We start from the raw sequence: 10,683 nt of genomic DNA, 5'->3' as shown, positions 1-10,683 counted from the left end.
CGTGCCATCGCGGCCGGCGCTTGCCGGCTCTCATTCGGGCCGAGTGATCTGCAGAGATCCCGGGAATGCACTCACGCCTCGGCGCTGAGGCTGTCCCGCCCTCCGCGCCAGGCCGTATAGAAGTCGCCGGTCCGATCGAGAACGAAGACGGTGGGACGGTTCGATATGGCCGACCAGCAAGCCGATTCGACCGCGAATTTCAGGGCTTTCGCGCGGAAATGAAAGGATCCAAGATCCCGACCAAACTGAGAAACGGTCCAGCGATTATGTTTGAATGCAACGCAGTACGCTCCGTGGGGCATGAAGCACCTCCCAAGTAGCTTTCCAAGTAGCTTTCCGGCAAATCACAGGTGACGTTGCTAACCATCCTGCACCGAGATGGCAACCGCCAATGGCGATCTACGGCTCAAACGTTAACGGCGGGTTTCGGAGCCCGTTCAGAGGGAGGCCGTCACGCCCCCATCCACATAGAGGATCTGCCCATTGACGAAGTTGGAGGCGTCCGACGCCAGGAACACGGCCGCTCCGACGAGGTCCTCCAGTTCTCCCCAGCGTCGGGAGGGCGTGCGGGCAATCAGCCACTCGGAGAAGGCTTTGTCCTCGACCAGGGCCTGATTGAGCTCCGTCTTGAAATAGCCCGGCCCGATGCCGTTGACCTGGATCCCGTGCTTGCCCCAATCGATCGCCATCCCCTTCGTCAGCATCTTGACGGCGCCTTTCGTCGCCGCGTAGGGGGCGATCGACGGCCGGCCGAGTTCGCTCTGCACCGAGCAGATGTTGATGATTTTCCCCCGGCCGCGCGGAATCATCCGCCTGGCAACCGCCTGGCTCACGTAGAAGACGCTGTCGACATTCGTCGTCATCAATTGGTGCCAAGCTTCCTCCGGGTAGTCCTCGAGCGGCCCGCGACGCTGCATGCCCGCATTGTTGATCAGGATGTCGATGGGTCCGATGCCGGCTTCGATGTCGTCGACGGCCGCGATCACGGCGGAACGGTCCGTCACATCGAAAACCGTCTCGAACACCGATGCGCCCTGGTCCCGAAGCGTCTTTGCCGCATCGGCGACTTTCTCCGGCCGGCGCCCATTCAGAACGACCTGCGCTCCCGCTCGCCCGAGCCCGCTCGCGAGTGCGCGGCCGATCCCGGCGCTCGATCCGGTCACCAGGGCGATACGACCTGAGAGATCGAAGAGATTCTCCATGTTCCTCATCATCGCGGGCCCTCGCTTGAACCGGCACGTTCGTCAGAGAATGCGACCTGGATCGACAGCGTTCAACGGATCAGCGCCCGCCTCGACTTCGCCATCGGCCGGGTTCGAAATCTTCATGCCGCACGCATAAAGGCCCGAACGCGACCGTCAATCAAGCCGTCGCGTGCATGCCGGAAAGCCCGGACGCGGCATGGCCAGCAGGGCCGGTGGACCGGCGCCCGTTCGTGCCGCCGTCCACGCACGCGGTACTGGACAAGGTTCGGCAAAAATGACCTATTCTGTCTGAACGAACCAGCGGCGCTGAGCGAACTCGGACCCGGAGCGGCGGCGCCAGCCAACATCCCCGACCTGGAAGTCCCTCGTGGCCGCCGGGCATGACCTGAAAGGATTGCTGATCGATGCGGATCCTCATTCTTGGAGCGGCCGGCATGGTCGGCCGCAAGCTTACGGAACGCCTGGTGAAGGACGGTCGGCTGGGGGGAGAGGCGATCACGCATCTCGACCTCCACGACGTGGTCGAGCCCGAGCGTCCTGATGCTCCCTTCGCGGTCGAGACGATGACGTCGGATTTCTCCATGCCGGGAGAGGCGGAGAAGCTCGTCGCCGGCCGCCCCGATGTGATTTTTCATCTGGCGGCCATCGTGTCCGGCGAGGCCGAGGCCGATTTCGACAAGGGCTACCGGATCAATCTGGACGGCACCCGGTACCTGTTCGATGCGGTGCGGGTCGTCGGGGGCGGGTACAAACCGCGGCTCGTCTTCACATCGTCCATTGCGGTCTTCGGCGCTCCCTTCCCGGATGCGATCGGGGACGAGTTCTTCCTGACGCCGCTCACGAGCTACGGCGCGCAGAAGGCAATCGGTGAATTGCTGCTGGCCGATTACACCCGACGCGGGTTCTTCGACGGCGTCGGAATCCGGCTCCCCACGATCTGCGTGCGCCCCGGCAAGCCGAACAAGGCCGCTTCAGGTTTCTTCTCGGGCATCATCCGTGAGCCGCTCAACGGTCAGGAGGCGGTCCTGCCGGTCTCGACAGATGTCCGGCATGCCCATGCCTCGCCCCGATCGGCCGTTAATTTCCTCATCCATGCGGCGAGCATGGACACGTCGAAGATCGGCCCTCGCCGCAGCCTGACCATGCCGAGCGTGTCGGTGACCGTGGGCGAGCAGATCGATGCGCTCCGGCGCGTCGCGGGGGATCAGGCCGTCGCCAGGATCCGTCACGAACCCGATCCCGCCGTCATCCGGATCGTCGAAGGTTGGCCCCGCCGCTTCGATGCCCGCCGCGCCGAGTCCCTCGGTTTCCGCGCCGAATCCAGTTTCGACGAGATCATCTCCATCTACATCGAGGATGAGCTTGGGGGCGTCATTCCGAGGTGAGCGGCAGTCCCGCGCGACCCGGTTGGCCGGTCCTCGCGACCGGCCTCAGCCCCTCGGGGGCTGCGGGAAGAACCATTGCCGGAAGGATGCCCATTTCTGGATCGCCCAGAGGGTGAAGCGACCGACCGGCTTCTGCAGGAAGGGGATGTCGTATGCGATCAGGAGCAGGCCCAGAGGGAGCATCCAGAGGCCGAGAAACGGCAGAATCGAGAAGATCCCCCCCAGGATGAGCAGGATCCCTGCGGGAATCCTCACCCAGCGCGAGTCCGGATGACGGAGGCTGCGAAGAATGCGAGCGATCTTGCCCGGCACCTCCTGCTCCAGCCGCCTGAACGCCCGCCTCAGAACGGCTCTTCCGCTTTCATGTTCCATGCTCTTCGACATATCCATCGGCGAGAGGAGTTCCAGGACGCACCGGCACGATGGCCAGGCTCTTCCTCGAGTTCAGCTCTTCTGAGCCATGGACCTTGAACGCGACCTGAATCGGCGCCTGCCGTCAGGCGGGACGGGGAATGCAAGGAACTCCGCTCGCCGCGAATGCACTCAAGCGCACCGTGCGAAAAAGTGGACCCGGTTTTTCGCGTCGAGCGGTGCGCCAGCCAAGAGTGGAGCACCGTGCGAAAAAGCGGGCCCGGTTTTTCGCGTCGAGCGGTGCGCCCCTCAAAGGGCTGAGCATCAGACCCAAAAGTGGGTCCACTTTTCGCTGACGCGGCCCTCTGGGTCACGTCCGATGCTCTAGAACTCGAGCCCCGAGAGTGCGTCGGCGACCGCCCGCGTGCCCTGTTCCCGAGCCCTCATGAGCCTGAGAGCCCGCTCTTTCTGCTCGAGTCGGTAGAGATATGGGTCGAATTCGAGCGGAAGCGCAGAATCGCCGAGGTAACGCGGCTTTTCCGTCCTCTCATAATAGTCGGCTCTCAGCATCTGACCGAGATGTTCCTGCACCGCATGGGGAAGCGGCGGCACATTGTGCCTCGCCGGAAGCATCCGCGAACCGGAATGGGAGGAACCCGAATGGTTTGCAATGTTATCAAGCATCTCAAAGCCCCGCAGAACCGCTAAGGTTAACGCTCGGTTCACGGAATGGTTTCAGCCCGGACAGGCACAAACTGACGCAGCTTGCGGGCCGATGCCGGAGCGAGGGATCAGCTTCGGCCAAGCATGGCGCTCTAGAGATTTCGCCGATTGTCGAATCTTGGGGAAGTCCGGTGCAAAATGACTCATCGCTCGCAGAGCGGCTCGCGTTCATGGGCATCGATGGAGGGGTATGTCAGGATCTCCCCTCCATCTGGAAGGACATCTCGTCCGAACTGCCTCGGATCCTCGAACTGTTCTATGCCCATATGCATCGGCAGCCGCACCTGTCCACGATGATCGGAACCCAGCAATCCCGGCTGGTGTCCGCTCAAATGCAGCACTGGAGCAGGCTATTCAGCGGCAGGTTCGACGCATCCTATGTCGAGGGGATCCGGCGCATCGGGCTCATTCACAACAAGATCGGCCTTGAGCCTCGGTGGTACATCGGCGGCTATGCCTTCATCATGAACGAGCTGGTGAGGGCGTTGGCGAAAAAGCACCGCTTCAACGGAACAGCGCTCGCGCGCAAGCTGACCGTGGTGAACCAAGCGGTCATGCTGGACATGGATTTCGCGATCTCCGTGTATCAGGATGCCTTCGTCCAGGATCGCCAGAAGAAAGGCGAGGTTCTGTCGCAGGCCGTCGCCGCCTTTTCGGACGCCGTGCAGGAGAGCCTCCATATCTCGGGCCAGGCGAGCGGCGCTCTGTCCGAGAGCGCGACGGTTCTCGACGAGGCAACCGGAAGTGCCAGCAGCCTCGCCGTTCAGGTCACGACGGCGGCCGAGCAGACGGCGTCGAACATGCAGTCGGGAGCCGCCGCAACGGAGCAGCTGGCATCGTCCGTGCGTGAGATCGGGCAGCAGGCGAGCCGGTCGGCCGACGTCGCGCGCCATGCTCTGCAGAGCTCGCAGCGGACGAAGGAGACAGTCAACGGCTTGGCCGAGCAGGCAAGACAGATCGGGGATGTGGTCGACCTGATCGAGCGCATCGCGGCTCAGACCAATCTGCTTGCCCTGAACGCCACGATCGAGGCGGCCCGCGCGGGAGAGATGGGCAAGGGCTTCGCGGTCGTCGCGCAGGAGGTCAAGACCCTCGCCAACCAAACCGCCAAGGCGACCACGGAGATCGGCTCCCGCATCGGGGCGATCCAGGAGGCGACGCAGCGCAGCGTATCCGACATCGACGACATCGGCCGCATCATGGAGGAACTGAGCGGTATCGCTACGGCCATCGCGGCCGCGGTCGAGGAACAGGCCGCGGTCACATCGGACATTGCCGTGAACGTCAGCCAGACCACCGATCACACGCATGCGGTCGTTCGCAGCATCGAAGCTCTGACCGGATCGACGGCATCCGCGGCAGCGGCGGCGCAGCACGTCTCGAGCGCGAAGCAGACCCTGGATCAGCAGCTTCGCCGCCTGAGGCAGGATATCGACCTGTTCCTGGCGACGGCGAGGGCCGCCTGAGCAGGGGTGTGATGCCGAGCAGGACGGATCGGACCGTCTTCATTCGACAAGGCGGACACTGAGAGCGCGCCTGAAGAAGCGGATCGGATCCGACGGCGAAGCCTTTGCCCTGCCCATAGCGGACGATCTGCCGATGCGCATTTGCGGCGGAATCGTGTCTTTTGGGGTACAGACACGAGTCCGCAAATCAGACACCTTGCCGACAGTTGCAGCCGAAAGTGCGTTTCGGTGCAGTTGACGGAGCCGTCAGGGCTTCTGTGGGGGCACAGGTGGATCAGACAGACCAGGAAATCGAGCAGATCGCTCGGGCATTCTTCGTCGCTCGGCATGAGACCGGGGTTTGGGAAACTGCGTCGCGGGTTCTCAAGCACGAGTTTCGTCTTTATGCCCGGCATGCACTGCGCACTCTCGACAAGAAGCAGGAGCAGATCTGGGTCGAAGCCCGGACCGTGGCTGTGGTGGAAACCCGCGAAGCGGCGTAACGCACTCCCTCTGCCTTCATCGCGTCGGGCTCGTCCCGAGGCTGCCCATCGTTGCCGGATCCGCTGGCCGAGGTCCGGTTTTTGTGCGTCAAAAGGGGGAGGCCTGTTGAAGGCGCCGCGTTTCCTGCCATTTTGAAGGGTGCAGGCTCTCTGCAGGGAGCCTGAGGAGCTGTTCATGCAATCACCCGACGAATGGGAAATCCCTCCTGAGTACCAGCCCGATCCGCGAACCCTCGACTATGATCTCAAGAACGCCCTGGCCGCCGTAGTTTCCCTTAGGGCACGGGTGCCCGACGACGCCTTCACGGCGGAAACGCTTGGGACGGAACGGGCCGGGCAGGGCGTCGTCATCCGGGATGACGGCTTGGTCGTCACCATCGGGTACCTGATTGCCGAGGCGGAGGAAGTCTGGCTCACCACCAACAAGGGTCGCGTCGTTCAGGCACATGTGCTCGCTTACGACTACGAGAGCGGCTTCGGACTGGTGCAGGCGCTCGAGCCTCTGGGAGTGCCGGTCCTGACCCTCGGAGACTCCCGGCGTTTGCAGCCCGGTGACCAGGTCGTCGTGGGAGGCAGCGGAGGCCAGAGCCATTCGCTTGCCGCACAGGTCGTCGCGTGTCAGGAGTTTGCCGGTTACTGGGAATATCTGATCGATCCGGCCATCTTCACCGCGCCGGCCCACCCCAATTGGGGCGGAACGGCGTTGATCGGTCCACGGGGAGACCTGATCGGCATCGGGTCCCTGCAACTCCAGCATCAGGCTTCCGGCGGCACCGTGGTTCCTCTGAACATGAGCGTGCCCATCGATCTCCTGAAGCCAATTCTGGACGAGCTTCTGACCCATGGTCGGACCGGGCACCAGCCAAGGCCCTGGCTCGGATTCTATGTCGCCGAGGCGGAGGACGATCAGATCATGATCATAGGCCTCGCCGGGGATGCGCCCGCACAGCGGGCCGGCCTGCGGGCCGGAGACCAGATCCATGCGGTTGCAGGCCAGCCGGTGACATCGCTGGCCGAGTTCTATCGCGCCATCTGGGCTCTTGGCGCTGCCGGCGTCGACGTTCCCCTGACCCTTGAGCGGGAAGGAGACAGGTTCGATGTGACGATACGATCCGCCGACCGGAGCCGCTTCATGAAGGGACCCCGTTTGCAGTAGCCGTCAAAGGGTCGACGCACGTGCCGAGGCACTGCGGACGACATTGTTTTCCGCTACGGCTCGTGCGGTCCCGATTATCAACAACCGACGAGGAGGTTGCGACATGAGCCTCAATGCAACCCTGCCAGGCGGCGGGACGGTTCCGGCTCTCGGGCAGGGAACGTGGCATATGGCCGAGAATGCGGGCCGACGGAGGGAGGAGGTCGAAGCGCTCCGCCTCGGCGTCGAACTCGGCATGACCCTGATCGACACCGCCGAAATGTACGGCGAAGGAGCCGCGGAGGAACTCGTGGCCGAGGCCCTTGCCGACCAGCGTGATCGCCTCTTCCTGGTGAGCAAGGTCTATCCCCACAATGCGAGCCGACAGGGCGTCGTCGAGGCGTGCGAGCGGAGTCTCAAGCGTCTGCGGACGGACCGGCTGGATCTCTACCTCCTGCATTGGCGTGGGGGTGTGCCGCTGGAGGAGACCGTGGCCGGATTCGAGGAGCTCCGGCGCTCCGGCAAGATTCGCCATTGGGGCGTCAGCAATTTCGATGTGGATGACATGGAGGAACTGCTTCAGGCACCGGGAGGCGAGACCTGCGCGACCAACCAGGTGCTCTACAACGTCACGCGGCGTGGACCGGAATTCGACCTCCTTCCGTGGATGGCCAAGCGCCGCATGCCGCTCATGGCCTACAGTCCGGTCGAGCAGGGCAGGCTCCCTCGCGGGGGCGCTTTACAGACGATCGGGCAATCTTACGGCGCAAGCCCGTTCCAGATCGCCTTGGCCTGGCTTCTGCAAAAGCCGAACGTGATCGCGGTCCCCAAGGCGTCCCGTGCCGATCATGTGCGGGACAATCATCGAGCGCTTGAGATCCGGCTCAGTCCGGAGGATCTTGAAGCCATCGACGCAGAATTTCCTCCGCCCCGGCGCAAGCGCCCACTCGAGATGATCTGACAGGTTGCCGAGAAACTAGAGGGAGACCGGACGCCCATGACCTTCACCCGAGCCGATGCACTCGACGTCGCGCACATCCTCAGGACGACGGCTCAGGCCGAGATCCTGCCGCGGTTCCGAAACCTGTCGGCTGATTCCATCCGGACCAAATCCTCCCAGCTCGACCTCGTGACGGATGCCGACGAGGCCGCCGAGCGCGTCATCGAAGCCGAGCTCCTGCGCCGCTTCCCGGGAGCTCTGGTCATCGGCGAGGAGGGAGTGAGCCGCGACGCGAGCCTGCTCGATGGTCTCGGCAACGCCGACCTCGCGTTCATTCTCGATCCCGTCGACGGCACCTTGAATTTCGCCTCCGGCCTGCCGCTCTTCGGCGTGATGGCGGCGGCGGTCATGAAAGGCGAGATTGTCGGTGGCGTGATCCTCGATCCGATCTCTGACGACTGGTCCATGGCGGTTCGCGGCGAAGGAGCGTGGATTCAGCGCCCGGACGGCAGCAGCAGCCCGCTTCAGGTTGCCGCGCCAGTGCCCTTGTCACAGATGGCGGGCAACGTCTCGTGGCGTTATCTGCCCGAAGACCTTCGCCCCACGGTAACGGGGAGCCTGCCGAAGGTCGCGATGGCGGCCGATCTCCGGTGTGCGGCCCACACCTACCGCCAGATTGCGGCCGGCTACCTACACTTCTCGTTCTCGTCCAGCGTGATGCCGTGGGATCATGCGGCCGGATGGCTGATCCATCGCGAGGCCGGCGGCTACACGGCGCATTTCGACGGTTCGCCTTACCGCCCCGTGACTCGCAGCGGCGGTCTCATCAGCGCGCCGGACAGGGAGAGCTGGCAGGCCATCCGCGACGCGCTCCTTCCGCCTCGGGCCTGATCCTTCTTGAGATGGTTGTAGACCGTCGCGCGGCCGAGGCCGAGCACGCGGGAGATATAGGCCGCCGCATTGCGTCCGCCGAACGCTCCATCGCCGGCCGGATCCGCGACGAGCTGCTGTTTCTGTGCGCGGCTCATCTCGGTGACGGCGAGACCGCGTGCGCGGGTCCATGACTGGATATACTCGTTGATCCGGTCATGCCAGTCCTCCTTGAACAGGGAGGCGGGCTTCCCGGGCGATTGCGGCACGGCGACGAGCGCATTCAGCGTCTGCATGACCGCATGAAAGTGCGAGACGTCCATATTGATGCACAGGATACCGATGGACTTGCCGTTCGTGCGCAGGACGGCACTGACGGATTTGATGCGGCGGCCGTCCCAGTTCACTTTCTCATAGGACCCGATGATGATGTCGGACGGCTTGAAATCGATCTCGTGCAGAAGCGACGGCTCGCCGAGCTCCCGCTTGGAAAACGGATTGGAGAGATGCACCACGGTCTCGGTCACGAGATCGTGGAGCACGACGTCCGCGTAGGGCTGGAAGAGCAGGGCGAGGTTAAGGCCGATATCGTCGTGACGGACAGCAGGCGCCAGGCCGGATCGCGGGGCGAGCTGGGACGGGCATACGATCCCGATGCCGTCCTGAGCAGAGTGCTCGAAATCGGCGAGATCGTCATGGGCACGGCGCAGGGACGCGCGATGCTAAAGCATCGGACGTGAAAAGTGGACTTGCACTTTTGGGATCCATCCGATGCTTTCTTCTCGAATGAGAGCATCGGTCCGAACGGACCCAGCGGGCCGCGCCAGCGACCCGAAGGGCCACGCTAGTGAAAACCGGATCCACTTTTCGCTGACGCGGCCCTCTGGGTCCGTCCGATGCTCTAGATCAGATTACGGTTTCGACATTCTCCGGACTGGCCGTTCAGGGCATCGTGATGGCGTCGGCCGTTCTGCGGCAGCGATAGAGGCTGCGAGGGGCGATCAGCCGGCCAGCCCGATGCGATCGATCAGGGCGTCGATCTCGGCGATCTTCCTGAGCCGGCGCTTGCATTGCCCGTCGAGGTACCAGGCTCTTCCGATACTCAGTCCCAGAAAGGGCAGGGCCCAGAGAAGCCCGACCGCGTTCTGGAGAACCAGCGCGAGGAACGCGACTGAGAGAATCCAGACCTCGATCCGCCCGAAGCCTTCCGTCAACTCGTTCTTCATGAGCAAGTGCTGCCGCTCGATCAGAAGCTGACCTCTCGCGTGGTCGAGCCTGGCCCTTTGCGCCATCGAGGGAAGGGTGCTGCGAAGGGTTTCGAGAGAGCCCTTGATCTGCGTCAGGTGCGGGTCTCGTTCCGCCGTTTCAGGCTCACGTTCGGCTGCCACGAAGGCTGCGGCGATGCGCCGATAGAAGGCCACGAGTGCAGGCGGGTGATTATCCTGCTCGGTCTCGATCCCGTCATGAGGAAGTCGGTCCGTGATCCGAGTGCGGACGAGGGAGGTGAGCGAGGCGGCCTTCTCGTTCCTGGCCGTGCGCCGGAATGCGTCCGCGACGTGTTCGGCGATGGCGGTTTCTACGGCAGCCCCGACCCTGTCCGTCGACATCAACAGCTTCCTTCACGTCTGCGCCCGGGACATGGATGCGCCGTGTCCGCGAGTCAAAGACTCAGGCCAGTGCACGCTCCAATTCCACTGCGGCTTTGCTCACCGTGAAGGAGCATGGTTAATGAACGGTTAAGCATGGCGCCGGGGAGATCCTGCGCCTTCCGGGCAGCTGCCGCCTGTCTCAGCGTTGGTCGTCCGGAAGCATGCCGGCGAGATCCTGCAGAAACTTGACGGATGCGGGCGGGCGGCCCTCCTGTTCGGCGATCCTGATGATGTTGTTGAGAATGTGGGCGATCTCGCTCAGCTTGGCGACGCGGCCTGCCGAGAGAACGTGGAAAAAGGTCGAGAAGGCGACGGCGATGGCCTGATCGTGCTCTTCGAGGCGGCGGCATTGCTCCTTGAGGGCCTTGATGTCCCTTTCCTGAGCCGAGACGATCTCCACCAGGGTCAGCATCTGTTCGGCCAGGGTATCCACTGAAGCGTTCATGTCGGATAGGCGTCCCAATTCTTCGATTTTGG

The 10,683-nt window shown here is 63.6% G+C and carries 13 protein-coding genes; 7 read left to right on the top strand and 6 right to left on the bottom strand.

Going from position 1 to position 10,683, the window contains the following annotated elements; genetic code table 11:
• Window positions 1-437: 437 nt before the first annotated feature.
• On the bottom strand, window positions 438-1,202 hold the full coding sequence (locus OCW50_RS03795) for an SDR family oxidoreductase (protein ID WP_262269499.1): 765 nt from the start codon (window positions 1,200-1,202) through the stop codon (window positions 438-440).
• A gap of 407 nt (window positions 1,203-1,609) precedes the next feature.
• On the opposite strand from OCW50_RS03795, the gene denD reads away from it, so the two are divergent.
• The gene (denD, locus tag OCW50_RS03790) at window positions 1,610-2,590 is read left to right on the top strand and encodes a D-erythronate dehydrogenase (RefSeq protein ID WP_262269500.1); all 981 of its coding nucleotides are present in this window, start codon (window positions 1,610-1,612) and stop codon (window positions 2,588-2,590) included.
• Window positions 2,591-2,635: 45 nt separating this feature from the next.
• Here denD and OCW50_RS03785 read toward each other — a convergent pair whose 3' ends face one another.
• A complete protein-coding gene (locus OCW50_RS03785; RefSeq protein WP_262296492.1) occupies window positions 2,636-2,962 on the bottom strand; it encodes a hypothetical protein in 327 nt (108 codons plus the stop codon).
• A 363-nt stretch (window positions 2,963-3,325) separates the two neighbouring features.
• Complete coding sequence (locus OCW50_RS03780) at window positions 3,326-3,553, bottom strand: hypothetical protein (protein ID WP_262269502.1); 228 nt, start codon at window positions 3,551-3,553, stop codon at window positions 3,326-3,328.
• Window positions 3,554-3,795: 242 nt separating this feature from the next.
• On the opposite strand from OCW50_RS03780, the gene OCW50_RS03775 reads away from it, so the two are divergent.
• From OCW50_RS03775 to OCW50_RS03755, 5 genes are all read left to right on the top strand, one after another.
• Window positions 3,796-5,130, top strand: coding sequence for a globin-coupled sensor protein (locus OCW50_RS03775; protein ID WP_262296491.1), 1,335 nt, complete (start codon window positions 3,796-3,798; stop codon window positions 5,128-5,130).
• Window positions 5,131-5,399: 269 nt separating this feature from the next.
• Window positions 5,400-5,612, top strand: a complete 213-nt coding sequence (locus OCW50_RS03770) for a hypothetical protein (RefSeq protein WP_262269506.1) — start codon at window positions 5,400-5,402, stop codon at window positions 5,610-5,612.
• Between the two features lie 175 nt (window positions 5,613-5,787).
• Entirely contained in the window at window positions 5,788-6,768 is a 981-nt protein-coding gene (locus tag OCW50_RS03765; protein ID WP_262269507.1) for a S1C family serine protease, read from the top strand.
• 103 nt (window positions 6,769-6,871) lie between these two features.
• Window positions 6,872-7,708, top strand: a complete 837-nt coding sequence (locus OCW50_RS03760) for an aldo/keto reductase (RefSeq protein WP_262296490.1) — start codon at window positions 6,872-6,874, stop codon at window positions 7,706-7,708.
• Between the two features lie 36 nt (window positions 7,709-7,744).
• Window positions 7,745-8,578, top strand: a complete 834-nt coding sequence (locus OCW50_RS03755) for an inositol monophosphatase family protein (protein WP_262269509.1) — start codon at window positions 7,745-7,747, stop codon at window positions 8,576-8,578.
• Here OCW50_RS03755 and OCW50_RS03750 read toward each other — a convergent pair.
• The gene (locus OCW50_RS03750; protein WP_262296697.1) at window positions 8,482-9,072 is read right to left on the bottom strand and encodes a helix-turn-helix transcriptional regulator; all 591 of its coding nucleotides are present in this window, start codon (window positions 9,070-9,072) and stop codon (window positions 8,482-8,484) included. The two genes, OCW50_RS03755 and OCW50_RS03750, sit on opposite strands and share 97 nt — an antisense overlap.
• On the opposite strand from OCW50_RS03750, the gene OCW50_RS03745 reads away from it, so the two are divergent.
• Window positions 9,064-9,297, top strand: a complete 234-nt coding sequence (locus tag OCW50_RS03745) for a hypothetical protein (protein ID WP_262269510.1) — start codon at window positions 9,064-9,066, stop codon at window positions 9,295-9,297. The genes OCW50_RS03750 and OCW50_RS03745 overlap by 9 nt on opposite strands.
• A gap of 261 nt (window positions 9,298-9,558) precedes the next feature.
• Here OCW50_RS03745 and OCW50_RS03740 read toward each other — a convergent pair whose 3' ends face one another.
• Both OCW50_RS03740 and OCW50_RS03735 read right to left on the bottom strand, forming a co-directional pair.
• Complete coding sequence (locus tag OCW50_RS03740; protein ID WP_262296489.1) at window positions 9,559-10,164, bottom strand: hypothetical protein; 606 nt, start codon at window positions 10,162-10,164, stop codon at window positions 9,559-9,561.
• 181 nt (window positions 10,165-10,345) lie between these two features.
• On the bottom strand, window positions 10,346-10,651 hold the full coding sequence (locus OCW50_RS03735) for a hypothetical protein (RefSeq protein ID WP_262269512.1): 306 nt from the start codon (window positions 10,649-10,651) through the stop codon (window positions 10,346-10,348).
• Window positions 10,652-10,683: the final 32 nt, after the last annotated feature.

The sequence above is a fragment of the Microvirga sesbaniae genome (assembly GCF_025460805.1).
In the GTDB taxonomy this organism is placed as follows: Bacteria; Pseudomonadota; Alphaproteobacteria; order Rhizobiales; family Beijerinckiaceae; genus Microvirga; species Microvirga sesbaniae.
The sequence above is the reverse complement of the archived record's forward strand: the minus strand, read 5'-3'. Positions and strand labels throughout refer to the sequence as shown.

Bases quoted from the DNA above. Each gene is read 5' to 3' on its own strand.
- OCW50_RS03795 (WP_262269499.1), bottom strand. From the start codon at position 1,202: ATGGAGAATCTCTTCGATCTCTCAGGTCGTATCGCCCTGGTGACCGGA.
- denD (WP_262269500.1), top strand. From the start codon at position 1,610: ATGCGGATCCTCATTCTTGGAGCGGCCGGCATGGTCGGCCGCAAGCTT.
- OCW50_RS03785 (WP_262296492.1), bottom strand. From the start codon at position 2,962: ATGGAACATGAAAGCGGAAGAGCCGTTCTGAGGCGGGCGTTCAGGCGG.
- OCW50_RS03765 (WP_262269507.1), top strand. From the start codon at position 5,788: ATGCAATCACCCGACGAATGGGAAATCCCTCCTGAGTACCAGCCCGAT.
- OCW50_RS03760 (WP_262296490.1), top strand. From the start codon at position 6,872: ATGAGCCTCAATGCAACCCTGCCAGGCGGCGGGACGGTTCCGGCTCTC.
- OCW50_RS03755 (WP_262269509.1), top strand. From the start codon at position 7,745: ATGACCTTCACCCGAGCCGATGCACTCGACGTCGCGCACATCCTCAGG.
- OCW50_RS03745 (WP_262269510.1), top strand. From the start codon at position 9,064: ATGCACCACGGTCTCGGTCACGAGATCGTGGAGCACGACGTCCGCGTA.
- OCW50_RS03740 (WP_262296489.1), bottom strand. From the start codon at position 10,164: ATGTCGACGGACAGGGTCGGGGCTGCCGTAGAAACCGCCATCGCCGAA.
- OCW50_RS03735 (WP_262269512.1), bottom strand. From the start codon at position 10,651: ATGAACGCTTCAGTGGATACCCTGGCCGAACAGATGCTGACCCTGGTG.